This is a genomic window from Polynucleobacter sinensis (assembly GCF_001595985.1).
Classification (GTDB): Bacteria; Pseudomonadota; Gammaproteobacteria; order Burkholderiales; family Burkholderiaceae; genus Polynucleobacter; species Polynucleobacter sinensis.
Window position 1 is genome coordinate 236,344 of sequence record NZ_LOJJ01000018.1, and the last position, 26,680, is coordinate 263,023.

A 26,680-nucleotide genomic window follows, 5' to 3' on the forward strand; every position below is an offset into this window, starting at 1 on the left:
TTAATTCATCATGACGTTTGACCGCCGCATTTTCAATTTCGCTGCGGGGCCAGCTACCGTGCCTGAAGAGGTGCTAAAGCAGGCTGCTGCTGAGATGTTGAACTGGCATGGACTCGGCACTAGCGTGATGGAAATTAGTCACCGCAGTAAAGAGTTCATGGCGGTTTATGAAGAGGCCTTGCATGACCTGCGTACTTTGATGAATATCCCCGACTCATATGAGATCTTGTTGCTTCAAGGTGGCGGGCTTGGTCAAAACGCAGCTATTCCCATGAATCTCATGTCCTTGGGACCTAATGGCCCTAAAGCAGATTTTTTGGTGACTGGTATTTGGTCGGAAAAGTCTTATAAAGAGGCGGACAAATATGGCGTTGCGCATTTAGCGGCATCCTCTGCAGACGAAAAATTTAATACGATTCCAGCACGCTCTACCTGGCGCTTATCTGATAATGCTGCTTATGTTCATTATTGTGCGAATGAAACAATTGGCGGTGTAGAGTTTCCGGGCGTTCCCGATGTCAATGGCAAACTGTTGGTTGCCGATGTCTCGAGCAATATCCTCTCCAAGGAAATGGATGTCACCAAATGTGGGGTTTGGTTTGGTGGTGCTCAGAAAAATATTGGCCCATCTGGCGTTACGATTGTGATCGTCCGCAAAGATTTGCTTGGTCATAGTATGAAGATCACACCGTCGATTTGGGATTGGACAAAGCAAGCCGCCAATCAGTCGATGCTTAATACTCCACCTACCTTTGCAATCTACATGGCTGGTCTTGGCTTTAAGTGGCTATTGAAGCAAGGTGGTGTGAAGGCCATTGAGAAGCGCAATCAAGAAAAGGCGGATTTACTTTACAACTTCCTGGATCAAAGTGGTTTGTATGAGAATCGTATCCCTAAGGAATATCGCTCCCGCATGAATGTCACCTTCTTTTTGAAGGATGAAAATTTAAATGCACAGTTCTTAGAGCAATCCAATGCAGCGGGTCTAGTAGCCCTGCGTGGTCATAAGGCGGCCGGCGGTATGCGTGCCAGTATTTACAACGCAATGCCACTCGAGGGTGTCAAGGCGCTAGTGGAATTTATGCGTGACTTTGAAAGGCGTGCCTAATGAGCTCCAAAGACCAGAGTACCGAAGAGCAGCGTTTAGCACCAATACGGGACAAGATTGACGCACTCGATGCGCAGATTTTGGATTTGCTGACACAGCGCGCAAAAGCAGCTCAAGAAGTCGGCCACATCAAAGGCGGATTTGCATCGCCAGTCTTTAGGCCGGAGCGTGAGCGCCAAGTCGTTGCCCGCTTGCAAGAACTCAGCAAGGGCCCTTTATTACCAGATGGAATTGCTGCAATTTGGCGTGAAGTGATGTCAGCTTGCCGTGCCCTAGAGGCTCGCCAGACTATTGCTTATCTTGGTCCGGTTGGAACATTTTCAGAGCAAGCGGCACAAACCTATTTTGGTCACTCAATTGCAGGTTTACCTTGTAGCAGTATTGATGAAGTCTTTAAAGCGGTTGAGAAGGGTGCGGCACAGTTTGGCGTTGTTCCAGTCGAGAACTCAAGTGAAGGTGCGATTTCAAGAACCTTGGACTTGCTACTAGATTCTCCAATGCGCATTAGTGGCGAAGTAGTCCTACCGATTCGCCATCATCTTCTAACAAAGAGCGGTAACTTGAATGGCGTCACAACAGTTTGCGCTCATGCTCAAGCTTTGGCCCAATGTCAGCAGTGGTTGAGCTTGCATGCACCACAACTTCAGCGTCAGGCAGTCAGTAGCAATGCTGAGGCTGCTCGAATGGCTGCTAGCGATCCCACCTTAGCTGCGATCGCAGGTGAGCCTGCGCAAGAGGCATATGGCTTGCAGGCAGTTGCTGCGCAGATTCAAGATGATCCACATAACCGTACGCGTTTTGTTGTAGTGGGTACTTATGAGTGTCAGCCTACTGGTAAAGATCAGACCTCTTTGGTGCTTTCTGTAGATAACCAACCTGGCGCTGTTCATCGCTTACTTGAGCCTCTTGCAAAACATGGTGTTTCAATGAATCGTTTCGAGTCACGTCCAGCGCGCAAGGGCACTTGGGAATATCACTTTTACATTGATGTCGCAGGACACGCTGAAGATGCTAGAGTCGCAAAGGCTTTAGCAGAGTTAAAGACGACAGCAGCTTTTTATAAAAACCTTGGTTCATATCCACACTCAGCATGAGCTCTAAGATCGGTTTAAAACATATTCAGGCAATCGCACCTTATGTAGGTGGTCGCCCTATTAGCGAAGTAGCTCGCGAATACGGCTTGGATGAAAACAAGATTGTGAAGCTAGCATCTAATGAGAATCCATTGGGTATGCCAAAGTCCGCTCAAGAGGCCATGCTCAAGGCTGCCGGTGATTTAGGCCGCTATCCTGACTCTAATGGCTTTGAGTTAAAAAATGTTCTGTCTGCTCGTTTAGGAGTTCCAGCAGATTGGATTACCTTAGGTAATGGTAGTAATGATATTTTGGAGTTGGCAGCACGGGCTGTTGCGCAATCAGGCGATGACATTATTTTTTCTCGACACGCATTTGCCGTTTATCCGTTGGCCGCTCAAGCGGTTGGAGCTCGCGCAATAGAAGTAGATGCTACCGCAGCTTATGGCCATGATTTGCCTGCCATGTTGCAAGCTGTTAAGGCCTCTGGCGATAAGGCGAAACTAGTTTTTGTTGCTAACCCGAATAACCCAACCGGTAGCTACTTAAGCGCCAAAGAGATTGAAGAGTTTCTCTCTGCCTTACCACCGCATGTTGTCGTGGTACTAGATGAGGCTTACAACGAGTACCTGACTCCTGAGCAGCAATATGACGCTGTTGCCTGGGTAAAGCGTTTTCCGAATATGATTTTGTCGCGTAGCTTTTCTAAAGCGTATGGTTTAGCGGGTTTGCGGATTGGTTACGGTGTTGCTCAGCCTGTCTTGACTGATTTATTGAATCGTATTCGTCAACCCTTTAATGTGAACAGTTTGGCGCAAGCGGCAGCAATTGCTGCACTACAAGACGCTGAATTTTTGCAGCAAGGCTATGAATTAAATCGTGCGGGCTTTGCTCAGTTGACCCAAGCATTTGATCGGCTTGGTCTGAACTATTTGCCTTCGGCCGGTAACTTTGTATTGGTCAAGGTGGGCGAGGATGATGGTGCTGGCGCTCGTATTAATTTAGAGTTGCTCAAACGTGGCGTTATTGTTCGTCCAGTGGGTAACTATGGTCTGCCGCAGTGGCTGCGAATTTCGATTGGCTTGCCTCAAGAGAATGATGCATTCATATCCGCACTGAGTGATATCTTGACATCGAAGTAATTCGATCATTCAACAATCAGAAGATCCATTCAAGACGCCCATGGCAATTATTAATCCAGTAAGCAATTTCGGTACCGTCACTATTGTTGGCGTTGGTTTGATTGGCGCGTCTCTGGGTTTGTCTCTCAAGAAAGCTGGCGTTGTCAAAAAAGTCTTGGGAGTGGGGCGCAGCCAGGAAAATCTAGATCAGGCTCTAAAGATGGGTGCCATTGATGGCGTTGTGGATTTAACAGATGCCGCTAAGCAATCCGACGTGATTGTGCTCTGTGTGCCCGTTGCTCAAATGAGGGCGGCCTTTGAGGTGCTTGAGCCTCATTTAGAAGCTAGAACCATGATTACCGATGCTGGTAGTACTAAAGGCGATGTGATATTGGCCGCTAAGGAAGTGTTAGGTAAGAAAGCTTGTCAGTTTGTTCCAGCACATCCTATTGCGGGTGGTGCCCAACACGGTGCTAGCGCTGCTAAAGCAGATCTCTTTGAGGGCAAACAAACGATTCTTTGTCCTTTGCAAGAAAATTCTCCACAAGATACCGATTTAATCGAAGGTTTTTGGCAGTCCACTGGATCTGTAGTGAAGAAGATTTCTTGTGTGCAGCATGATGCGATCTATGCTGCGGTATCCCACTTACCTCATTTACTGTCTTACGCATTGATGGCAAGTGTGGTTAATTCAGAAGATGCAGAGCAAAAGCTCAGTCATGTCGGTGCGGGCTTTAAGGATTTCACCCGCATTGCAGCTTCGAGCCCCGAGATGTGGCGAGATATTTGTTTGGGTAATCGTGCGGCGATCCTAAAAGAATTGGATCAATACTTATTGATCGTCGGTCATATGCGTAAATTAATCTCTGAAAGTGATGGCGCTGGTCTGGAAAAATTATTTAACAAGGCTAGTAAAGCACGTCAAGATTTGGATGTGCTTTGATGAGTGGCTTGCCAGGCATTAAGATTGGTCCATTTAAGCGAGCACAAGGCTCCATTGTCTTGCCGGGCTCGAAGAGTATTTCCAATCGCGCTCTTTTATTAGCAGCCTTATCTACGGGTACCACTACCCTCAAAAATTTACTGGATGCTGATGATACTCAAGTGATGCGCAATGCTTTGCGTAAGTTGGGTTTAACCGTAACGGATCAGCCGAATAAGATTTGTGTGATCGAAGGTTGTGGCGGCAAATTTCCAATACAAGATGCAGATCTTTTTATGGGTAATGCGGGTACAGCGATTCGTCCACTAACTGCCGCGCTCGCAATGCAGGGTGGCAACTACCGTTTATCGGGAGTGCCACGTATGCATGAGCGCCCTATTCGTGATTTGGTGGATGGTTTGCGCCAAGTGGGCGCGAAGATTGATTACGAATTGCAAGAAGGTTACCCGCCTATCAAGATCTCCGGCGCGGATATTCAAATTAAAGATGTGGTTAGGGTTCGAGGTGACGTATCTAGTCAATTTCTCACCGCTTTGTTAATGGCATTGCCATTAGTGGCTACACAGTCGGTCAAAATTGAAGTGATTGGTGAACTCATCTCTCGACCGTATATTGAGATCACACTCAAATTGATGTCGCGTTTTGGTGTCAAGGTCGCTTGCCCTGATGCGCAGTCATTTATTATCCCTGCCAAAACATCAGAAGTTGTATATCAAAGCCCTGGAACCTTATCTGTAGAGGGTGATGCATCTTCAGCATCTTACTTCTTGGCGCTAGGCGCTATTGGTGGTGGACCTGTGCGCGTATTGGGTGTTGGTAGCGATAGCATTCAGGGTGATGTCGCTTTTGCGGATGCGCTTGCATTGATGGGTGCGAAGATTGATGCTGGTGAGGATTGGATTGAGGTCACTGGTGTAAAAAATTCCAATGGCAAACTCAATGGCATTACGATGGATTGCACGGAGATTCCTGATGCGGCAATGACGCTCGCTGTTGCTGCGTTATTTGCCGAGGGCCCAACTCGCCTTAATAACATTGCTAGTTGGCGTGTAAAAGAAACAGATCGTATTGCGGCAATGGCCAAAGAGTTGAAAAAATTAGGTGCAATTGTCGAAGAGGGTCCTGACTATATCGTCGTTCAGGCACCCCATGCTCCGGCAGATTGGAAGTCACCGAGTGAGGGTATTGATACTTATGACGACCACCGGGTAGCCATGTGTTTCTCCTTGGCAGCGTTTGGTCCTAATGCACTTCAGATTAATGATCCTGATTGCGTGGCTAAAACATTCCCAACTTACTTTGCTGAGTTTGCAAAGGTCGTTTCTTAACGCTTGGCATTAATGAATCTACCCCCAGTGATTGCGATTGATGGCCCAACTGCTTCTGGTAAAGGGACGGTTGCTTCTTTGGTAGCAGAAAAGCTAGGTTTTCATTACTTGGATAGTGGAGCGCTCTATCGCTTAGTTGCCTTAGGCAGTCAAAAAGCCTCAATTGACCCAAAAAACGGTCCAGAGCTGGGTATTTTGGCTAAAAAACTGGTGATTTCTTTTAAAAATGGTCAAATTCTGCTCGATTCTGAGGATGTCACCGAAGCTATTCGTGCCGAGGAAATCGGTCTGCGCGCCTCAGCAATTGCTGTCCACCCTGAGGTTAGGCAGGCCTTGGTAGGTGTTCAGCATGGTTTTCGGGTTGCCCCTGGCTTGGTTGCTGATGGTCGTGACATGGCCAGCGTGATATTTCCAGATGCAGTTTTAAAGGTTTTCCTGACTGCAACAGCTCAAGCTAGGGCCGAACGTCGGTATAAGCAATTGATAGCTAAGGGAATTTCTGCTAAACTTGAAGACTTGCTGCATGATTTGCAGGAGCGTGATGCCAGAGACAGCAGTCGAGGTGCCGCACCCTTGTTGGTAGCAGATGGCGCCAAAGTGCTTGAAACATCAGAATTATCGATAGATCAAGCGGTTAAGACGGTTTTAGATTGGTATCAATCCAAGGCAACTTAAGCGTCAGTAGTAGATGTCAGTAGTAAAGCTGTAGTTTTGGTGTCTTGGGGAACTCTACAACGCGATTTTCTAATAGAGCGTGTTTCTTGGGGCTTTTTTAACCTAACCCGTCAGGCCTTCTGGCGGCACAAAGTGAATATACATGTCTGAATCATTTGCAGAACTATTTGAAGAATCATTAACCCGATCGAATATGAAGACCGGCCAAGTTATTTCGGCTGAAGTTCTTCGCATCGACCATAACTTCGTCGTTGTTAACGCTGGCTTAAAGTCTGAAGCGTTTATTCCCGTTGAAGAATTCCATAACGACGCTGGCGAGATTGAAGTAGCTCCTGGCGATTTCGTTTCTGTTGCTATTGACGCTCTTGAGAACGGCTATGGCGACACAATCCTTTCCCGTGACAAAGCGAAGCGCTTGGCATCATGGATGAACTTGGAAAAAGCTCTCGAGCAAGCTGAGATCGTTACCGGTACTGTTACTGGTAAGGTTAAAGGCGGCTTGACTGTGATGGTTAACGGTATCCGCGCATTCTTGCCTGGATCACTCGTTGATACACGCCCAATCAAAGACACCAGCCCTTACGAAGGTAAGACGATGGAGTTCAAGGTTATCAAGCTTGACCGTAAGCGTAATAACGTAGTGTTGTCACGTCGTGCAGTGGTTGAAGCTAGCCAAGGTGAAGAGCGCGCGAAGTTGATGTCTAACCTTAAAGAAGGTAGCGTTGTTCAAGGTATCGTTAAGAACATTACGGACTACGGCGCATTCGTGGATCTCGGTGGCATCGATGGCCTCTTGCACATTACCGATTTGGCATGGCGTCGTGTGCGTCACCCAAGCGAGATGTTGACTGTTGGTCAAGAAGTTACAGCAAAGATTTTGAAGTTCGATCAAGAGAAGAACCGCGTTTCACTCGGTGTGAAGCAGCTTGGTGATGATCCATGGGTTGGTATCGCTCGCCGTTACCCACCGAACACCCGTTTATTCGGTAAGGTAACCAACCTCACTGATTACGGCGCGTTCGTTGAAATCGAATCTGGCATTGAAGGTTTGGTACACGTTTCTGAAATGGACTGGACCAACAAGAACGTTGCCCCAAGTAAAGCTACTGCACTAGGAACCGAAGTTGAAGTGATGGTTCTGGACATTGATGAAGACAAGCGTCGTATTAGCTTGGGCATCAAGCAGTGCAAAGCTAATCCATGGGAAGAGTTCTCACGTGGCCAGCAAAAAGGCGATAAGTTGACTGGCGCAATCAAGTCTATTACTGACTTCGGTGTGTTCATCGGCTTGCCAGGTGGTATCGACGGTTTAGTTCACCTCTCAGACCTCTCATGGAATGAGCCAGGCGAAGAGGCTGTTAAGAAATACAAAAAAGGCGATGAAGTTGAAGCTACTGTATTGGCCATCGATGTTGAGAAAGAGCGTATCTCTCTTGGCATTAAGCAATTGTCTGGTGACCCATTCAATAACTACACATCCGTAAGCGATAAGGGTAGCCTTGTCACTGGCACTGTGAAGGCTGTTGATGCTAAGGGTGCAACCATTCACTTGGCTGATGAAGTTGAAGCTTACTTGCGCGCTTCCGAGATCTCAACAGATCGCGTAGAAGATGCACGCAATGTATTGAAAGAAGGCGATAGCGTAACTGCAATGATCATTAACATTGATCGTAAGTCACGTGTAATCAATCTTTCAATCAAAGCTAAAGACAGCTCTGACCAACAAGATGCTATGAGCAAGCTCCAAGGTGATGCGCAGTCTGGCACAACCAATCTGGGTGCTTTGTTGAAGGCTAAGTTGGACAATCAAGGCTAAATCAATATCGCCGCTTTCCATTAGGAGAGCGGCGGTTTTTTATTGATAGATCATGTCAGATCAAGAGCAACAAGCAATTACTCGCTCCGAACTTGTGGAGAGCTTGGCGGAACAATTTCCCCAGCTGCTGCCTAGGGATGTGGAGTTAGCAGTAAAAACATTGTTAGACGCTATGACTCACGCTTTAGCCGCAGGTAAGCGTATTGAGTTGCGTGGTGTTGGCAGTTTTGTTTTGCATCACCGTCCAGCACGTACTGGCCGCAATCCTAAATCTGGTGAGAAGGTATTAATCCCAGAAAAAAGGGTGCCACACTTTAAGCCTGGAAAAGAATTGCGTGAGCGCGTTGATTACAAGCCGCTAAAGCAAGCGGGACCCAAAGAGGGTTCTGGTGCCTAGTCGCCTAACACATAAGCAGTGGTCCATTCGGGCCATTTTTTTATTTAAGTTCTGCACATCATGATTCAGATCTCAACCTCATGGCTATTGTTGTTGCCTATTCTATTCGGGGTAGGGTGGCTGGCTTCACGCTGGGACTTGCGTCTTGAAAATCGCATGGATGAACGTGAGCGTATGCGACAGCAGCGCTCCACATTTAAAGGTTTAAGCCTTTTATTAAATGAACAGCCAGATCAGGCAATTGAAACTTTAGTCAAGATTGCTCAATTAGATCCTGAAACTATTGAGTTGCATTTTGCTTTGGGTAACTTATTTCGCCGCCGTGGTGAGACTGAGCGAGCTATTCGGGTGCATCAACATTTAGCCAACCGCGATGACTTAAAACCCCGCGATCGTGATCATGCCGCCTATGAATTAGGCCGCGATTTTTTACGTGCTGGCTTGCTAGACCGTGCGGAAGCTTCTTTGAATCGTGTGGGCGATGGTAAGTTCGCTGCCCCCGCGAAAGAAAGCTTGCTGGAGATGTATCAGATCGAGCGTGATTGGAAAAAAGCGATTGTTGCTGCTAGTGAGCTAGAAGGTTTGCAGGGCAAGTCACACCATACAGAAATCGCACAATTTCATTGTGAGATTGGGCAAGAGGCGCTTCGCCGAAAAGATTTACCGGAAGTCGAGAGATCGATTCAATTGGCTTTGCAAGCCATTCCAAATCATGCGCGCGCATTGATTTTGCAGGGTGATTATTTGATGGCGGTTGATCGTCCAGCTCAAGCAATAGAAGTTTGGAGCATTGTGGCCGGCACCCATCCTGCATATATGCATTTATTGGCGGATCGTTGGATGGCGGCGCACGCCGTGATTGATAAGGCGGATGCTGGTTTGACTGCCCTCTGCGAATTGCTAAAGACTCAAGCTTCAGGCGAGTTATTAGATATCGTTCAAAAGCATATGGTGCAAATTCGTGGTGCGCAAGCTGCCGAAGCGATGTTGGTCCAAGTAATGCAGGACTCACCAAGCTTAAGTGCTTTATCAAAACTTGCTGAGACACGTTTGATGCTTGCCCAGACAAATAGCGGTTCACCAGAAAGAATTGCTGACTTACAGGCAACTTTAAGTTTATTGAAGCAGCGAACAACTAGTCTTGCGCGCTACACCTGCGGGAACTGCGGCTTTCGGGCGCGACGTTTTTATTGGCAATGCCCAGGCTGTAATCATTGGGAGGCATACTCCCCAAGGCGTAGCGAGGGAGCCGTTCCTAGCGGCCCTTCGATGTAACTGAAAATAATTACGATTTACTTGGAGATATTTTGAAAGTCACCATCATTGGAAGCGGTTATGTCGGTCTTGTTACTGGCGCTTGCTTAGCAGAACAGGGTAATAATGTTTTTTGCGTGGATGTGGATCCCAAAAAAATTGATATTCTGAATTCTGGTGGCGTCCCCATTTATGAGCCAGGCTTAAAAGAAATGATTGAGCGCAATCGCGCAGCTGGTAGACTCCAATTTTCGACAGATATCGCAGCCTCTGTTGCTCATGGCGATATTCAATTTATTGCTGTTGGTACTCCTCCTGATGAAGATGGCTCAGCCGATCTTCAGTATGTGGTTGCTGCTGCTCGTAATATTGGTCGCCATATGACCACTCCGAAAGTGATCGTGGATAAATCGACTGTACCAGTAGGTACTGCCGATAAAGTTTCGGCTGCTATCGCCGAGGAGTTAAGTAAAAGAGGTCTTTCGCCAGAACTCTGCTCAGTGGTTTCTAATCCAGAGTTTCTTAAGGAGGGCGCTGCTGTAGAAGACTTTATGCGCCCTGATCGTATTGTGATTGGAACTCAAAACACTCCAGCTGGTCAGCGCGCTAAAGAGCAAATGCGTAAACTCTACGCTCCATTTAATCGTCATCATGAGCGCACCTATTACATGGATGTGAAAAGTGCTGAGCTCACTAAATACGCCGCTAATGCAATGCTAGCCACCCGCATTTCTTTCATGAACGAGTTGGCTAATTTGGCTGACTTGGTTGGTGCTGATATTGAGGCGGTTCGCCAAGGTATTGGTTCGGACTCTCGCATTGGATATGGCTTTTTATATTCTGGAACTGGCTATGGAGGCTCTTGCTTTCCTAAAGACGTTTCAGCTTTATCTAAGACTGCTATCGAGCATGGCCGCGATCTTAAGATTCTGGATGCTGTTGAAGCAGTCAATGAGGCGCAAAAATATATTCTGGTTGAAAAGATCGAGAAACGCTTTGGCAAGGACTTGTCTGGTAAAAAGTTCGCTTTGTGGGGCCTCGCTTTCAAACCCAATACTGACGATATGCGCGAAGCACCTAGCCGGGTCATCATCACAGAGCTGGTTAAGCGTGGAGCACAGGTCGTTGCTCATGACCCTGTGGCAATGCCTGAGGCGAAACATTGCTTGGATCTCGACTTTAAGAATAATCCAGCAGGCCTAAAACAAGTATCGCTGGTAGATGATCCGATGGTTGCAGTAGAGCAGGCAGATGCCTTAGTTATCGTCACGGAATGGAAAGCCTTCCGTAGCCCTGATTTTGATCTTTTGAAGGCTAAACTCAAGAATCCTATTATCTTTGATGGCCGTAATTTATATGAGCCTCAGGCTATGCAAGAATTAGGCATTGAATACCAGGGTATTGGTCGTCATAATTAAGCGCAATACAAATAACAATAGATAAATAAGCTCCCGTGGAAAAAGCAAACCGAGAACAATTTTCTAAAGCCCGCTTGTTGGTGGTTGGGGATGTCATGCTCGATCGCTATTGGTTTGGTGATACGAATCGCATTTCTCCTGAAGCTCCTGTGCCAGTTGTGCAGGTAGGTAAGATTGATGAGCGTCTTGGTGGAGCTGCAAACGTGGCTCGTAACGTAGCGGCGCTCGGCGCAAAGACAACGATCTTAGGCGTGATTGGTGATGATGAGTCTGGACGCCGTGTTTCCGAGTTGCTCAAAGAAAGTGGCGTAGATAGCCAGCTGGAAATCGATGGCAAGGTACCTACAACCGTTAAGTTGCGTGTGATTGCGAGACAGCAGCAACTCATTCGTTTAGATTTTGAAGAGGCTCCGAGTGAGGCGGCCTTAGCCCATAAGCTGGAGCGGTATGAGAAGCTCGTTGGCGATGCTGATGTGGTGATTTTGTCGGATTACGGAAAAGGTGCTTTAGGACAGGTGGCTCTGATGATTGAGCAGGCTAGGGCGCAGAAGAAGATGATATTGGTTGACCCTAAGGGCGATGATTACGCTAAATACCGCGGTGCCACTGTATTGACGCCTAATCGCAGTGAATTGCGTCAAGTAGTGGGTCAGTGGACAAGCGAGGAAGATTTAACTAGGCGGGCGCAAGATTTGCGACGCTCCCTTGATCTCCAGGCCTTACTATTGACTCGATCTGAAGAGGGTATGAGTTTATTTACCGAGGCTGGTGTGAGTCATGTCAAGGCTCAGGCTCGCGAAGTATTTGACGTTTCGGGTGCTGGCGATACGGTGATTGGTACTTTAGCGGTAGCGTTGGCGGCCCAGTGGCCACTTGAAAGAGCAATGTCTTTGGCGAATCGTGCGGGTGGCATTGTTGTTGGAAAATTAGGAACCGCGACGGTGACTTCCGAGGAATTGCAATGACTATTATCGTAACGGGCGCCGCTGGATTTATTGGTGCCAATATTGTTCAGGCACTCAATGCGCGCGGTGAGAAAAATATTATCGCTGTAGATGATTTACGCCCTGCAGATAAATATCGCAATCTTGCTGACTTGGACATCATTGATTATCTCGACAAGGATGAGTTCCTAGAAGCATTTAGGAGTGGCCGCTTTGGTAAGGTTAAAGCGGTTTTTCATGAGGGCGCATGTTCTGACACCATGGAGACTGATGGCATTTTCATGATGGCTAATAACTTTCGCTACACCATGGATTTGCTTGATATTTGTACCGAGCAAAAGGTGCAACTCTTGTACGCATCTTCGGCTGCAACTTATGGTGGTTCTGATGTATTTGTTGAGAGTCGTGAGCATGAGAAGCCTCTTAATATTTATGGCTACTCTAAGTTCCTGTTTGACCAGGTCATGCGTAAACGCTTTGCTGAGAATGCAAACTCTGCTCAAGTAGTTGGTTTCCGGTATTTCAATGTGTATGGTCCGCGTGAATCACACAAGGGGCGTATGGCTTCTGTTGCCTTTCATCAATACCATCAGTACAAAGCGAATGGTAAGGTTAAGCTCTTTGGCGAGTATGGCGGTTATGGGCCTGGCGAGCAAAGTCGTGACTTTGTATCAGTTGAAGATGTGGTGAAGGTTAATCTTTATTTTTTAGATCATCCTGAAATTAGTGGCATTTTTAATCTTGGCAGTGGTCGCGCGCAACCATTTAATGATGTTGCTCATGCGGTAGCAAACGCGATGCGTAAAATCGATAACGCTAACCCCGCTAGCCTAGAAGAGTTGGTTAAAGAAAAGGCGATTGAGTACATCCCATTTCCAGACGCTCTTAAGGGGAAGTATCAGTGCTTCACTCAGGCTGATTTAACAAAACTACGCGCTGCCGGATATACAGAGCCTTTCTTAAATGTGGAGCAGGGTGTCAGCCGTTATATAGCCTGGCTATCGGCCAATGCAGATTTCTTGGCAAGTCCGCTCTAGTATGAAAATGAGGGCCCCTGGGGGTTCATTCAAAGCTTGATAGGTACCTTACTTAGTTATTCTTTATTTCAAACTATTCACGAGCTACTATGTAACTAATGAAGCTAGGGGGTTAATATGCGCAAGTACTTCACTGTTCAGTTATTTCTGCTGTATTGTTGCCTCCCGCTTTTTTCTAGTAGCACTTTAGCTAATACCACTCGGGATGAGGTAAGTATTGAAAGTATCAAAGCTCCTCCTAGGGATGTTAAGGATATTCTCAGATTAGTAGAGCAAACTAAGCCGGATTTAGCGGTAGTTGAGCGGGCTAAAAAAATCATCGCGATGCCTGTGCCCAGCGCTCAGGATAATGAAGAATTAAATCATTTTTATAGAAGGCGATCAGCCGCGTTTGAGGATCTTGGTAATACCAGTGAGGCATTAAAAAATCTAGAAATTGCTGTTAAACAGCACCCATCAAAAAATCCTAAGCTGTATTTGGGTGATCTAATTGATCTTAGCGTCCTGGAGAATTCTGCTGGTAAGCAATCGCTTGCAATTAACTACATTCAGCAAGCCCAAGCTTACCAATTATCAACCCTGCCCAATTTGACTGGATTCCAAATAACCATGGGCAGACTCCTTAGTTCCTATTATTCCTATTCAGGTAATTTTGAGGCTGCAAAGAAGGCTTTGGATGCTTTAGAGGCTACTTTAAATACTTTGAGACGGACAAAGGCTTTTACGAATTATGGCCCATTCTGGGAATCTAATTATGAGAGCGCTCGGGGTATTTATTATTCCACGCAAGGGCAATGGGTTGAGAGTGAGAGGTCTTTGAGAAAGGCGATTTTTTTGCTTGAAGCACAGTATGAAAAAGTCAAACATAATGCCAACAAAATTGATATAGCAAGCGATGAGGTACGCACTGCATCGGATCCAATGAATAACCCTCGAATTTACGTTACTCAAATTGCTAATAGAGAGTTAAATTTAGCAAATGTTTTATTGAGGCAGCGAAGGCTAATAGACGCTGAATTTTATGCTCGTAAGTCCATCACACTTTCATTATCAAGCTTTGGATCAAATTCAATTGAGGTTGCTCGTGGCCTTCGTACGCTTGCTGTAATTGTGAATGAGCAAGGTCGATATCCTGAAGCTGTAGCACTTTCCAAGGTTGCATTAAATACGGTTAAGGCTGCAGGTGCGGATGGCGCAAATGGCACTCTTGCTCTAGCCCGAAGATCTCTAGGTGCATCACTTGTGGCGGATGGAAAATATGCCGAAGCTAATCAAGTTTTTGATGAGATGGTTGCTGGAATTAAAACTGACCCTGAGATGGCAAAGACATACCGGCTGGGTGACTTCGATTGGGTTTTGGCGTCCCTGAAGATTGGGAAATCTAAGCAAGCATATGAGATGTCCAATAGAATGACTCAGGATCTCGAGGGTATATCCGATAAGAATTCGCCTAGACTTGCAATGGCGCGCGCATTTAAGGCTGCAAGCTTACAGGCTGAGGGGAGACAGTCGGAAGCAGATGAGGCGTTTAAAGCTTCGATCCCTATCTTGATAGATCAAGCGCGAAATGATGCCGAGAATGATACAGCGAGTATTAGACAACAACAACGCATGGCGTTTCTGCTAGAGAGTTATTTAGCTTCCTTAGCGCTAGCCGCGAAGGGAGATTCTTCTCAAGCTTCATTGGCGGCGGCTCAGGCTTTCCAGGTTGCAGATATTGCTAGAGGCAGCGCTGTTCAGAGGGCTTTAACTGCAAGTGCAGCGCGTGCAAATATTCAGGATCCTCAACTTGCTGGTCTGGCAAGGCAAGAGCAGGATTTGCAAAGAAGAATCAATACCTTATCGGAATTGCTAACGGGGTTGCGTTCGGCATCACCCGATCAGCAGTTACCCGCAGTGCAGGGAAAAATTCAGTCTGATCTTGAGGTATTTAAATCTCAGCGTGAAGCGCTTAAAAAAGAGATTGAGAAAAAATTTCCTGATTATGCAGAACTTGTTGAGCCAAAACCAGCCACGATTGAGCGTACTCAGCGCTTATTGAAGGCTGACGAAGTTCTCGTTTCTTGGTATTTTGCCGAAAATGTCGGATATGTTTGGGCGATAGGCAAGCAGGGCGCCTCCCAATTTTCTCAATTACCAATTGGTCGCAAGCAAATGGCCGCCCAAGTTGCGCAATTAAGGAAGGCGCTGGACCCTGGGGTGTCAACAATCGATGAAATACCAGCGTTTGATGTAGTCCTTGCCTATAAGCTTTATCAAACAATTTTGGCGCCAGTGGAGGCGGGTTTTAAGGGCAAGAAAGTCATGTTGGTTGTTCCTCATGCAGAGCTTGGCCAGCTGCCAATTTCCTTGTTGGTTACCCAGGCGATAGCTCAGCCTGCAAAGGGAGGCCCCATTACTTTTGAGGGATATAAGTCTGTACCTTGGCTTACTAGGGAAATTGCAGTCGCCCAGGTTCCCTCTGTAACTGCGCTAACCGCCCTGAGAAGTCTTCCTGAGGGTAACTCAAATAGGAAAAATTTTATTGGCTTTGGAGATCCTTACTTTAGTGGCGCTCAAGAAAGGAATGCTCAAAAATCAGCTTCAACACAGTTGGCTACCCGTGGTAGACCTCTTGCACTAAGAAGTGTTCCTAAAACTGCGGGTGTTAGCTCTGCAGAGTTGGCTCTTTTACCGCGATTGCCGGACACTAGTCTGGAGATTGAGGAGATTGGCAAAGTGGTTGGGGCACAGTCTAGCGATATATTTTTGCATAAGCAGGCAAGCGTGAAGCAGGTGACATCAATGGATTTGTCAGATCGCAAAGTTATCATGTTTTCGACTCATGGCTTAGTTCCTGGCGAGCTCAATGGGTTGACTCAGCCTGCGCTTGCAATGTCATCCCCTGAGGTAACAGGGGACCAAGATGATGGCCTATTAACAATGGACAAAGTGATTGCTTTGAAGTTAGACGCTGATTGGGTGGTTCTTTCTGCATGCAATACTGCGGCAGGCGAGGGTGCTGGCTCAGAGGCTGTTTCTGGCTTGGGTAGAGCATTCTTTTTTGCTGGAGCTAAAGCGCTTTTAGTTTCTAATTGGCCAGTGGATTCAGTGGCATCAAGACAATTGATGACGGACTTATTCAAACGCCAACAGCAAAATCAAGGGCTCCCAAAGTCTGAAGCTTTGCGTCAGGCGATGCTTAATCAAGTCGACCAAGGGGGCATGAGGGAGGGTGGAGCCATGAAATATTCTTATGCCCACCCTTTGTTTTGGGCTCCCTTTGTGGTTGTAGGTGATTGATTTGGTATTGTGTAATGATTGATTCTTAATGATCTGAGGTATTTATGAAATTTATTCAATTTTTTGCTGCATCACTTTTTCTGCTTGCCGCACAAATAGCATTTTCAGCACCTTTAATTAGTCCAAAAGAGGCAGCACTCCCAGCGGCTTCTGGCGCATTGGCAACACGTGGTATTTCTCGAGGGCCTTCAGTCAAGCTGGCTTCCCCTGAGGCTGATGTTCCCGTAAACTCCCCGATTGATTTTAAGGTTCATTTTGAGGCGCGCGGTGAGGGAAAAATTGATCCCAATTCTGTCAAGGTAATCTATATGAAATCCCCTTTTGTAGACCTAACTCCTCGACTGAAAAGCGCGATTAGCGCAAGTGGTATTGATTTTGCAAAGGCGGATATACCTCCAGGAACCCACATGATCCGGGTAACAGTGAAAGATGTTGATGGGCGAGAAACAAATTCAGTATTTACTTTGAATGTTGCTAAATAATGGATTGCCCATTTTGTCTCTCTGAAATTGCTGAGGAGGCTACAGTTTGCAAAGTCTGTACTCGAGATGTCTACTTATTTAAGCCAATGATGGCTAAGGTAGTTGAGCTAGAGAAGCGTCTCGAACAAATTCCAAATCAAGAAGCCTATGAGCATCGTATTGCCGAATTGCAGTTATTGCTTGATGAGCAAGCTGAAAAATATGCTCAACCTAGAAGTCTCGCTAAGTCTTTGCTTGATATTTTTACTTACATAGGCGTTCCTCTTCTGTTTTTATTGGCCGCACATGGGCTCATTACCATTGTGTATGACACCAAGCCTTTGTATTTGAGGTTGATATCAATTGTGTTGCCTTTACCTTTTGGTTATTTCCTGTTTAAGAGTGCACCACGCAAGCTATTCCCATGGTTTATTGGGGTGGTATTTTTGGCAATAGCGTCCGTAATTGGAATGAGTTGGATGACTTCGCTCGTAGATGGTTCTCCCATTTGGCCTCAAAATGGCTTTGAATGGCGCGAAGTTTTAGAGTACTCGGCAAGTATTGCCTTTAGTTTTCTAACTGGGATGCTATTGGGGGGTGTTGCTTATGCAAGCAGACAGCGTCATCTTCGAGCGGCATTAATCAACCCATTCCTAAAAGTGGTTGTTGGCGGATTAGGCGGGGCGCAAATTTCTCCTGCTAGTCTTCATAGTACGCTAAAAAAAATGCAGGAATATGGTGGAACAATTGTTGCTCTTGGAACCACCATCGTATCTATCTATACTGGCTTAAAGGGAATTATTGGTTAAGTAGGAAATCATTGATTCATTTGTAGCTCTTATAATTTGGTCAACAACCTTTATTTCCATTCGTTGTAACTGATCCACTTGCACCTTGTGTGAGTGGATTTTTTATTTATTAATGGAGATTAAATGAGTCAATTATTAAAGTCCTTACTATTTGCTGCCATGATTGCGGTGTCAGGTTTGAGCGCGGCGAACCCTATAAATGTCAATACTGCCACTCAATCCGAGTTGGAGAGCATTAAAGGTATCGGACCATCCAAAGCGAAAACTATTATTGCCGAGCGCTTGGATGGAGGGCATTTTCAAGATGCCAATGATTTGCAAAAACGGGTTCGCGGTATTGGTATGAAGTCAGTGGAAAAGATGGTGGATAACGGATTAACCATTGAGGCTCCTGGCGCTTTTCGCGAGCCCAATGGCCGCACCAGTAAGGAGGGCTCCAGCTCTAGAGGGCGTGGTTCGCGTGGCCAGAATGGTTCTCGCAATCATGCGGATCGTGCGGGGCCAAATCGCCGAAATTAAGCCCTTTTATGTCTAGTCCCGCTTATGGCTAAAATGGCTTTATGAGCACACCTTCTTACTTAACTATTTCACAGACCGTGGGTAATACACCCTTGGTTCGTTTGCAGCGTATTCCTGGCGCAGAAAACGATTCTAAAAATAATCTGATCTTAGGGAAGTTGGAGGGTAACAATCCGGCCGGGTCGGTTAAAGACCGACCTGCGCTGTCGATGATTATGCGCGCTCAAGAGCGTGGTGAAATTAAACCTGGCGATACGCTTATCGAGGCTACTAGCGGCAACACTGGTATTGCATTGGCAATGACAGCCGCTATGCTAGGCTACAAAATGGTTTTAGTTATGCCCGAAAATCAAAGTATTGAGCGCAGACAGAGTATGGCCGCTTATGGCGCTGAGCTAATTCTGACTGCCGCTTCTGGTGGTATGGAGTTTGCGCGAGACTACGCTCTTCAATTGCAAAAAGAAGGTCGCGGTAAATTGCTTGACCAGTTTGCCAATCCAGATAATCCACGCGCCCATATTGAGACTACTGGCCCAGAAATTTGGCGCGATACCGATGGTCAAATTACCCATTTTGTTTCTGCAATGGGAACGACTGGAACGATTACTGGTGTATCGACCTATTTGAAGTCCATGAATCCAGCGATTCAGATTATCGGCGCACAGCCAGAAGAGGGCTCTCAAATCCCCGGAATTCGTAAATGGGCTCCGGAGTATCTTCCTAAGATTTATCAAGGGGATAGGGTGGATCGTATTGAGTATGTTACCCAAGCGGATGCTGAGGAAATGGCTCGCCGACTGGCTGCAGAAGAAGGTATTTTTTGCGGCATCTCTGCTGGCGGCGCTCTTGTGGTTGCGTTAAGGATTGCTCGTCAAGTTGAGAATGCCACGATAGTTTTTATTGTGTGCGATCGGGGCGATCGCTATCTCTCTACGGGCGTTTTTCCAGCATAATATTTGCCTAGGTTTGCTTTAACTTTTTCTTGTTGCTCGTCTTCTTGGGCTTCACTTCCTTAGTGCTTGATTTGATAGGTGTTACTGGCACCACACTTTGATTTTTGTATCCCAACGCTTCAGCGAATTCCGCAACACTTTGTGCGTAAAAATAACTACGGTTGTATTGCACAATAGTTAGAAAATTATTTAAGCCAACCACATAGCGCACCTGATCATTGCCATCTTTGTCTGGATAAGGCAAGTCAACAATCAGTGCTTTACTCTGCGGCGCAACCCCACCTGCCTGTAGATCGCCCTGGGCCTTTATCAAAATCCCTTTCGTGATAAGTTCTTCAACGGAATACTTTAATTGAGGCTCGCCGTCAGCAAGGGCTTTAGCTGCATTAATTCCGGATTCTGGTATGGGAAAGTAAATCGGCATCCCGGGTTGCCATCCATGCTTTTTCATGAAATTCGCAACGCTGGCAATGGCATCTTTAGGAGATTGTTTAAGGTCAATGTAACCATCACCATCTCCGTCGACTGCAAAGCTACGGATGCTGCTGGGCATAAATTGGGGTAAGCCAATAGCGCCAGCGTAGGAGCTATTTTGATTTAGGCAGGCGTTAAAGCGGCTTGGATTAACTTCTTTATTGGTGTTCTTGGCCGGAAGATTTCCACCTGCCTCAGCCCAGCATAAAAGGATAAGTTCCCGAAGTTGATCTTTAAAGAGCTGCTCTCGGCTTAATTTGTTTGGAGTATCTGGGTAGCTAAATGCCAGGGTGGATAGAACATCCTTGACCCGAAAATTCCCAGTTTGTCGCCCATAGATGGTTTCGATGCCGATGATGGCCACAATGAGCTCTGCGGGCACCCCTGACTCCTGTTCTATTTGGGAGAGGTAGGCTCGGTTTTGCTCCCAAAAGCTGTTGCCAGCCTTGAGGCGTACTGGCTCAATAAACCGTTTGCGATAGGCTACCCAGTTCTTTTTAAAGGTGCTCGATGGGGGTAACACCAATTTCCGAATCGAGGGAATCGTTTTAGCATCAGAAAAGCTGGATTCTAGGGTAGCCAACGGGATTTTCTGATTTTGAGCTACTTGGGCTAAGAGTTCGCTCAGGTTTTGACTAAAGCGGGCTTCTGAAGCTACATCCTCGGACTGGTTTACGATAGTCTCTTTAGGTTCCGGCTTTTGAATTGGTGCGGTAGAGCAGGCGCTTAAGAACAGTGTCAAGAGCAGGATTGAGGTGAGGTAGGAAGCGCGAAAATTCATGAATAGACGGATGGGTTTTTGATCAGCGGTTGGACTAAATTACATTATAAAAATTACAGTTTTGCTATTGAGGATTTCTAGTAATGACAACAGGATACATAACTCATCCGGATTTTCTGAAACACGAGATGGGTGGCCATCATCCCGAGTGCCCAGAGCGTATTCAAGCGATCAATGATCAACTGATTAGGAGTGGTGTCGACCGCTTCCTGCATCATCTAGATGCGCCTTTGGCGACCGAGGATCAATTGGAGCTGGTTCATAGTCCTGACCATATTGCCTTTGTAAAGGAACGGGCGCCAGCTAGCGGCTACTTTATGTTGGATGGCGATACCATTATGAATCCCCATACTTGGAGCGCTGCTTTGCGCGCTGCAGGTGCCGCGATCGCTGGAGTCGATGCGGTCATGAAGGGTGAAGTTGAAAATGTTTTCTGTGCAGTTCGTCCGCCTGGGCATCACGCTGAGCCAACCCGATCAATGGGATTTTGTGTCTTTGATAACGTAGCAGTAGCTGCTCGTTATGCAATGGAAACTTACGGCATTGAACGTGTTGCCATTATTGATTTCGATGTTCATCACGGCAATGGTACTGAAGCTGCTTTTTTTAACGATCCCAACGTCTTAATGTGTAGCTTTTTCCAGCATCCTTTTTATCCCTACAGCGGGCTGGATCAGGCAACTAATATGGTGAACGTTCCCCTACCAGCATCCACCCGTGGAGATGTTGTGCGTTCAATTGTGGAGGAGCAATGGCTACCACGTCTTCGAGACTTTGAACCCGAGTTGGTAATTATTTCCGCGGGATTTGATGCGCATCGTGAAGATGATTTGGGACAAATGGGATTGGTAGAGGATGACTATGCCTGGATTACCAAAAAACTCAAAGAGATTGCAGGTCAATATTCTCAGGGCAGGATCGTCAGTTGCTTGGAGGGTGGGTACAACCTTTCAGCGTTGGGTCGTAGCGTAGTTGCCCATGTGAAGGCGCTAGCTGATATCTGAAAGTAATTTTAATTTTTAGCGAAGAATAGATTGAAGGTCAATATGGCAAATATTTTTGAGCAAGGCTTAGAACGTAATCCAGCGAATTTCACGCCAATCACTCCGTTGTTATTTTTAGAGCGATCAGCCGAAGTGTATCCAGGGCGTTTAGCTATTGTTCATGGCAAATTGCGGCAGACCTGGAGTCAAACTTATGACCGCTGCCGCCGCTTAGCAAGCGCCCTTCAAAAGCATGGCATTGGTCTTGGGGATACGGTGGCGGTGATGCTGCCTAATACACCCCCGATGGTCGAGGCTCACTTTGGGATCCCTATGGCTGGAGCAGTTCTCAACGCACTGAATACTAGACTGGATCCAGAGTCGATTGCTTTCATGCTTAACCATGGCGAAGCTAAGGTGGTTATCGTTGATCCGGAATTTTCTGGGGTGATGAAGAAGGCTTTGGAAATGGCTAAGAAGGAGAGTGGCCGGGATTTCTTGGTGATTGATGTTGAGGAAAAAGAATTTGATGTTCCTGGTGAAAAGTTAGGCAAGCTGACCTATGAACAACTCTTGGCGGAAGGCGACCCCCAATTTGCATGGCAGGTTCCTGCAGACGAGTGGCAGGCTATTTGCTTGAATTACACCTCTGGCACTACGGGCAATCCAAAAGGCGTGGTGTATCACCATCGTGGCGCAGCGATTAATGCGGTCTCCAATATTTTGGATTGGGATATTAATAAGCACCCAGTCTATCTTTGGACTTTACCTATGTTTCATTGCAATGGCTGGTGCTTTCCGTGGACAGTTGCTGCCCGCGCAGGTATTAACGTTTGCCTACGTCGTGTAGACGCCCAACATATTTTTGCTGCCATTAAGGATCATGGTGTAACACATTACTGTGCCGCCCCAATCGTACATAACTTATTGGTAAATGCGCCAGATGAATTAAAAGAGGGTGTGCCCTCTGGTGTAAAAGGTTTGATTGCGGGCGCCGCCCCTCCGGCGTCAATTATTGAGGGTATGGAAAAATTAGGTTTTGATCTAACGCATGTGTATGGTTTGACTGAGGTCTATGGCCCTGCAGCGGTGTGTGTGAAGCAAGATGAATGGAATGAATTGGATATTGGTGAGCGCGCTCGTTTAAATGCACGTCAAGGTGTGCGCTACCACATGCAGCAGGCGATTACTGTGCTTAATCCCGAAACTCTCGAGCCCGTTCCCGCTGATGGTGAAACCATGGGCGAGATTATGTTTAAGGGCAACATCGCAATGAAGGGCTATCTCAAAAATGAGAAAGCTACTAAAGAAGCGTTTGAGGGCGGCTGGTTTCATTCCGGCGATTTGGCGGTGATGAACCCAGATGGTTACGTCAAGATTAAGGATCGTAGTAAAGACATCATTATTTCTGGGGGCGAGAATATTTCCTCAATCGAAGTAGAGGACGTACTCTATCGTCATCCTGCTGTTATTGCTGCTGCGGTAGTGGCTAAGCCAGATCCAAAATGGGGCGAGACCCCTTGCGCCTTCCTGGAGATTAAGCCAGGCGTGGAGGTAACCGTAGCCGATATTGTTGCCCACTGTAAGCAACATTTGGCAGGCTTTAAGGTTCCTAAGGCGGTGGTCTTTGGCGAACTTCCCAAGACCTCGACTGGAAAAATCCAGAAGTTTGAGCTGCGCAAGCAAGCCGGTTCAGCCGCCGCAATCGACGTTTAGTCTGAGGTAGTGCGAGAGGGATAAAATAGAAAAGTTACCAAAAAAGTAGAGAGCAAGTATGAAAATCCTAGTGGCTGCAAAGCGCGTTGTTGATTACAACGTCAAAATCCGGGTGAAGTCCGATAACTCTGGCGTAGATTTGGCAAATGTCAAAATGAGCATGAACCCGTTTGATGAGATCGCGGTAGAAGAGGCTGTGCGCTTAAAAGAGGCTGGTGTTGCTACCGAGGTAATCGTAGTATCTGTTGGTCCTACCCAGTGCCAAGAAACGCTGCGTACCGCTTTAGCCATTGGTGCAGATCGTGCGATTTTGGTAGAGACTGAGCAAGATGTTCAGCCTCTAGGCGTTGCTAAGTTGCTCAAAGCTTTATCAGATAAAGAGCAGGCGCAAATCATTATTTTAGGTAAACAAGCGATTGATGACGATAGTAATCAAACTGGTCAAATGTTGGCTAGTCTATTGGATATCCCGCAAGCCACATTTGCTTCTAAAGTGGTAGTGGCTGACGGTAAAGCGAGCGTGACACGTGAAGTTGATGGTGGTCTAGAAACGATTGCGATTACTTTGCCTGCGGTGATCACCACTGACTTGCGTTTGAATGAGCCGCGTTATGTCACTCTGCCTAACATCATGAAGGCCAAGAAAAAGCCCTTAGAGGTGATTAAGCCCGAAGAGCTCGGTGTAGATATTGCACCGCGACTTAAAACACTCAAAGTTGAAGAGCCGCCCAAGCGCTCTGCTGGTGTGATGGTTCCCGATGTAGCGGCATTGGTGGAAAAACTCAAAAATGAAGCGAAGGTGATTTAAATGGCTACCCCTATCTCACTCGTGATAGCTGAACACGACAATCAATCTCTCAAAGCGGCCACCCTAAATGCAGTAGCCGCTGCCCTACAAATCTCACCAGAAGTCGATATCTTGGTTGCTGGCAGCGCTGCAGATGCGGCTGCTCAGGCTGCTACCCAAATTGCTGGGGTGCGTAAAGTCATCCAAATCGACTCTCCAAACTTAGCCGATCAATTGGCTGAGCCATTGGCCGCGCAAATCCTCTCCCTTGCCAGTGCTTATAGCCATATCTTGGCACCAGCTACTGCTAATGGTAAGAATGTTCTTCCCCGCGTTGCTGCTAAGTTAGATGTTGCCCAGCTATCAGATATTACGAAGGTAGTCTCACCCGATACCTTTGAGCGTCCGATTTATGCTGGCAATGCAATAGCAACTGTGCAGTCAAATGATCCAATTAAAGTGATTACTGTGCGTACAACTGGATTTGATCCAGTCGCAGCTACCGGTGGTTCTGCTGCACTAGAAAAAGCAGCTACTGCCGACTCTGCTGGCAAATCTTCTTTTGTAGGTCGCGAGCTTACTAAGTCCGATCGCCCAGAACTGACTGCGGCTAAGATTATTGTCTCAGGTGGTCGAGGCCTAGGCTCTGGTGAAAAATATCAAGAGCTGATTACACCGCTGGCAGATAAGCTCGGAGCTGCTCTAGGCGCTTCACGCGCGGCAGTCGATGCTGGTTATGTTCCCAATGATTATCAAGTTGGTCAGACCGGTAAGATTGTTGCTCCACAGTTGTATATCGCTGTAGGCATCTCTGGCGCGATCCAGCATTTAGCTGGTATGAAAGACTCCAATGTGATTGTCGCCATCAATAAGGATCCCGAAGCCCCTATCTTCGCTGTTGCGGATTATGGCCTGGTGGCGGATTTGAATGTGGCTATACCTGAGTTGACTAGCGCATTGAGTTAAACCACTTTTTAATACTCTTTCAATTGATTGGAGTTTTATGCCATATGTAGCCCCAGTAAAAGATATGTTGTTTGTAATGAACGAGCTTTCTGGGTTATCCGATGTGGTGGTATATCCCCGGTATGCAGAAGCAGGAGCGGATGTGGATTTAGCTCCTGCTATTTTGGAAGAGTCGGCCAAATTTAATCAAGATGTGGTGGCGCCACTCAATTGGCCTGGTGATCAAAATCCAAGTTCCCTGAAAAACGGGGTGGTGACAACCACCCCAGGGTTTAAAGAGGCGTTTGAACAATTTGCTGCAGCCGGTTGGCAGGGAGTGATTCATCCTCCAGAGTTTGGTGGCCAAGGTTTACCAAAGTTGATTGCTACAGCTTGTTTTGAAATGGTTCATTCAGCAAGTCTGTCTTTTGCTTTATGCCCCATGTTGACGGATGGTGCGATTGAGGCCTTACTTACCGCCGCTAGTCCTGAACTCCAAGAACGCTATGTTCCGAAGATGATCTCAGGCGAGTGGACTGGTTCTATGTGTCTCACAGAACCTCAGGCTGGATCAGACTTGTCAATGGTCCGCGCACGTGCCGTTCCTGAGGGTGACGGCACTTACAAAATTTTTGCTACCAAGATTTATATCACTTACGGTGAGCACGATATGGCAAAGAATATCGTGCATCTTGTTTTAGCGAGAACCCCTGACGCCCCAGAGGGTGTTAAAGGAATTTCATTATTTGTTGTCCCGAAATTTTTAGTCAATGCCGATGGCTCTTTGGGTGAGCGTAATGATGTTCATTGTGTTTCCATTGAACACAAGCTTGGCATTAAAGCGAGTCCGACCGCGGTATTGCAATTTGGTGACCATGGTGGCGCAGTGGGCTACTTAGTGGGTGAAGAAAATCGTGGTCTAGAGTACATGTTTGTCATGATGAACGCTGCTCGCTTTGCTGTGGGTATGCAAGGTATTGCCGTGGCTGAGCGCGCTTATCAAAAGGCGGTTCAATATGCGAAAGATCGCGTACAGAGTCGCGACTTGGCTGGCTCGCCTGGCCCAGTGGCAATTATTCATCAGCCGGATGTAAAGCGCATGTTGATGACGATGCGTGCATACACTGAAGCATCTCGTGCTTTGGCTTATTATGCCGCCGCCGCTTATGATGCCCAGCATGCAGCTCCAGAAGAGGCTGTGTGCAAAGCGAATCAAGCTATCTACGAATTCTTGGTCCCTATTGTGAAGGGCTTCTCGACAGAAATGTCGATTGAAGTGGCAAGTTTAGGCGTGCAAGTTCATGGTGGCATGGGCTTTATTGAAGAGACGGGCGCTGCCCAGCATTATCGCGATGCGCGAATCTTAACAATCTACGAAGGAACTACTGCTATTCAGGCAAATGACCTGATTGGAAGAAAAACGGTACGAGATGGTGGTGCTACTGCAAAAATATTCTCGGAAAAAATTCAGCAAACTGAAAAAGATTTGGCGAGTAGTGGAACTGCTGATGCCAAGGCTGTTCTTAAGCAATTGACGCTGGCACGTGAATCATTTGAATTGTCTGTCGCCTATATCGTTGCGAATGCCAAGTCTGAAGTGAAGTCTGTGTATGCGGGAAGTGTTGCTTACCTACGTTTATGTGGGCTCGTCTTGGGCGCATGGCAAATGGCGCGTGCATTATTGGCTGCGCAAAGTTTGCGAGGGGCTGATCCTAGTTTCTATGATGCGAAAATTGCAACGGCACGATTCTTTGCTGAAAATTTATTGCCCCAAGCGCAAGCTTTGGCTACTTCTATTGTAGAAAGTGGGCAGTCTACCAATGCACTTTCTGTGGAGCAATTCTAGGAATCTGATA

At 46.8% G+C, this 26,680-nt stretch carries 22 protein-coding genes and 1 pseudogene; 22 read left to right on the top strand and 1 reads right to left on the bottom strand.

Annotated features, from left to right (window positions below):
* The first annotated feature begins 10 nt into the window (after positions 1-10).
* The 17 genes and pseudogenes from serC (at position 11) to cysM (ending at position 19,138) form a co-directional block, all read left to right on the top strand.
* Positions 11-1,108 carry a 3-phosphoserine/phosphohydroxythreonine transaminase gene (gene serC, locus AOB49_RS11120; protein WP_062311075.1) on the top strand — a complete coding sequence of 366 codons (1,098 nt, stop codon included), beginning with the start codon at positions 11-13 and terminating at the stop codon, positions 1,106-1,108.
* The gene (gene pheA / locus AOB49_RS11125; RefSeq protein WP_062311077.1) at positions 1,108-2,202 is read left to right on the top strand and encodes a prephenate dehydratase; all 1,095 of its coding nucleotides are present in this window, start codon (positions 1,108-1,110) and stop codon (positions 2,200-2,202) included. The genes serC and pheA overlap by 1 nt, the downstream gene beginning before the upstream one ends.
* Positions 2,199-3,323: a histidinol-phosphate transaminase gene (gene hisC / locus AOB49_RS11130; RefSeq protein ID WP_062311079.1), complete on the top strand. Its 1,125-nt coding sequence runs from the start codon at positions 2,199-2,201 to the stop codon at positions 3,321-3,323. The genes pheA and hisC overlap by 4 nt, the downstream gene beginning before the upstream one ends.
* Before the next feature lie 40 nt (positions 3,324-3,363).
* Positions 3,364-4,245, top strand: a complete 882-nt coding sequence (locus tag AOB49_RS11135; protein WP_062311080.1) for a prephenate dehydrogenase — start codon at positions 3,364-3,366, stop codon at positions 4,243-4,245.
* 8 nt (positions 4,246-4,253) lie between these two features.
* Positions 4,254-5,573 carry a 3-phosphoshikimate 1-carboxyvinyltransferase gene (gene aroA / locus AOB49_RS11140; RefSeq protein WP_156471418.1) on the top strand — a complete coding sequence of 440 codons (1,320 nt, stop codon included), beginning with the start codon at positions 4,254-4,256 and terminating at the stop codon, positions 5,571-5,573.
* Positions 5,574-5,585: 12 nt separating this feature from the next.
* The gene (gene cmk / locus AOB49_RS11145; protein ID WP_062311084.1) at positions 5,586-6,248 is read left to right on the top strand and encodes a (d)CMP kinase; all 663 of its coding nucleotides are present in this window, start codon (positions 5,586-5,588) and stop codon (positions 6,246-6,248) included.
* A 142-nt stretch (positions 6,249-6,390) separates the two neighbouring features.
* A complete protein-coding gene (gene rpsA, locus AOB49_RS11150) occupies positions 6,391-8,064 on the top strand; it encodes a 30S ribosomal protein S1 (RefSeq protein WP_015421646.1) in 1,674 nt (557 codons plus the stop codon).
* Positions 8,065-8,116: 52 nt separating this feature from the next.
* Positions 8,117-8,455 (top strand): annotated as a pseudogene (locus AOB49_RS11155) (integration host factor subunit beta); the annotation flags it as partial.
* A gap of 66 nt (positions 8,456-8,521) precedes the next feature.
* Complete coding sequence (gene lapB, locus AOB49_RS11160; protein ID WP_062311088.1) at positions 8,522-9,736, top strand: lipopolysaccharide assembly protein LapB; 1,215 nt, start codon at positions 8,522-8,524, stop codon at positions 9,734-9,736.
* Between the two features lie 32 nt (positions 9,737-9,768).
* A complete protein-coding gene (locus AOB49_RS11165; RefSeq protein ID WP_062311090.1) occupies positions 9,769-11,133 on the top strand; it encodes a UDP-glucose dehydrogenase family protein in 1,365 nt (454 codons plus the stop codon).
* Between the two features lie 35 nt (positions 11,134-11,168).
* Positions 11,169-12,098 carry a D-glycero-beta-D-manno-heptose-7-phosphate kinase gene (gene rfaE1, locus AOB49_RS11170; protein WP_062311092.1) on the top strand — a complete coding sequence of 310 codons (930 nt, stop codon included), beginning with the start codon at positions 11,169-11,171 and terminating at the stop codon, positions 12,096-12,098.
* Positions 12,095-13,114 carry an ADP-glyceromanno-heptose 6-epimerase gene (gene rfaD, locus AOB49_RS11175; protein WP_062311093.1) on the top strand — a complete coding sequence of 340 codons (1,020 nt, stop codon included), beginning with the start codon at positions 12,095-12,097 and terminating at the stop codon, positions 13,112-13,114. The genes rfaE1 and rfaD overlap by 4 nt, the downstream gene beginning before the upstream one ends.
* Positions 13,115-13,231: 117 nt before the next feature.
* On the top strand, positions 13,232-16,396 hold the full coding sequence (locus AOB49_RS11180) for a CHAT domain-containing protein (protein WP_062311095.1): 3,165 nt from the start codon (positions 13,232-13,234) through the stop codon (positions 16,394-16,396).
* A 44-nt stretch (positions 16,397-16,440) separates the two neighbouring features.
* On the top strand, positions 16,441-16,878 hold the full coding sequence (locus AOB49_RS11185) for a hypothetical protein (protein WP_062311097.1): 438 nt from the start codon (positions 16,441-16,443) through the stop codon (positions 16,876-16,878).
* Positions 16,878-17,666 (top strand): hypothetical protein, encoded by a 789-nt coding sequence (locus AOB49_RS11190; RefSeq protein ID WP_062311099.1) that lies wholly within the window; start codon positions 16,878-16,880, stop codon positions 17,664-17,666. Before AOB49_RS11185 ends, AOB49_RS11190 begins: the two co-directional genes overlap by 1 nt.
* Positions 17,667-17,789: 123 nt before the next feature.
* Positions 17,790-18,185 carry a ComEA family DNA-binding protein gene (locus tag AOB49_RS11195; RefSeq protein WP_062311101.1) on the top strand — a complete coding sequence of 132 codons (396 nt, stop codon included), beginning with the start codon at positions 17,790-17,792 and terminating at the stop codon, positions 18,183-18,185.
* 41 nt (positions 18,186-18,226) lie between these two features.
* Positions 18,227-19,138 carry a cysteine synthase CysM gene (gene cysM, locus AOB49_RS11200; protein ID WP_062311102.1) on the top strand — a complete coding sequence of 304 codons (912 nt, stop codon included), beginning with the start codon at positions 18,227-18,229 and terminating at the stop codon, positions 19,136-19,138.
* 7 nt (positions 19,139-19,145) lie between these two features.
* Here cysM and AOB49_RS11205 read toward each other — a convergent pair whose 3' ends face one another.
* Positions 19,146-20,393, bottom strand: a complete 1,248-nt coding sequence (locus AOB49_RS11205) for a lytic murein transglycosylase (RefSeq protein WP_062311104.1) — start codon at positions 20,391-20,393, stop codon at positions 19,146-19,148.
* Between the two features lie 83 nt (positions 20,394-20,476).
* Here AOB49_RS11205 and AOB49_RS11210 point away from each other — a divergent pair, with 83 nt between their 5' ends.
* From AOB49_RS11210 to AOB49_RS11230, 5 genes are read left to right on the top strand one after another with little or no spacing between them, the layout of a single operon-like run.
* Complete coding sequence (locus tag AOB49_RS11210; RefSeq protein WP_062311106.1) at positions 20,477-21,397, top strand: histone deacetylase family protein; 921 nt, start codon at positions 20,477-20,479, stop codon at positions 21,395-21,397.
* Between the two features lie 42 nt (positions 21,398-21,439).
* Entirely contained in the window at positions 21,440-23,092 is a 1,653-nt protein-coding gene (locus tag AOB49_RS11215) for an acyl-CoA synthetase (protein ID WP_062311108.1), read from the top strand.
* Between the two features lie 58 nt (positions 23,093-23,150).
* Entirely contained in the window at positions 23,151-23,900 is a 750-nt protein-coding gene (locus AOB49_RS11220) for an electron transfer flavoprotein subunit beta/FixA family protein (protein WP_062311110.1), read from the top strand.
* Positions 23,901-24,845, top strand: coding sequence for an electron transfer flavoprotein subunit alpha/FixB family protein (locus AOB49_RS11225; protein WP_062311112.1), 945 nt, complete (start codon positions 23,901-23,903; stop codon positions 24,843-24,845).
* A gap of 37 nt (positions 24,846-24,882) precedes the next feature.
* The gene (locus AOB49_RS11230) at positions 24,883-26,670 is read left to right on the top strand and encodes an acyl-CoA dehydrogenase (protein WP_062311114.1); all 1,788 of its coding nucleotides are present in this window, start codon (positions 24,883-24,885) and stop codon (positions 26,668-26,670) included.
* Positions 26,671-26,680: the final 10 nt, after the last annotated feature.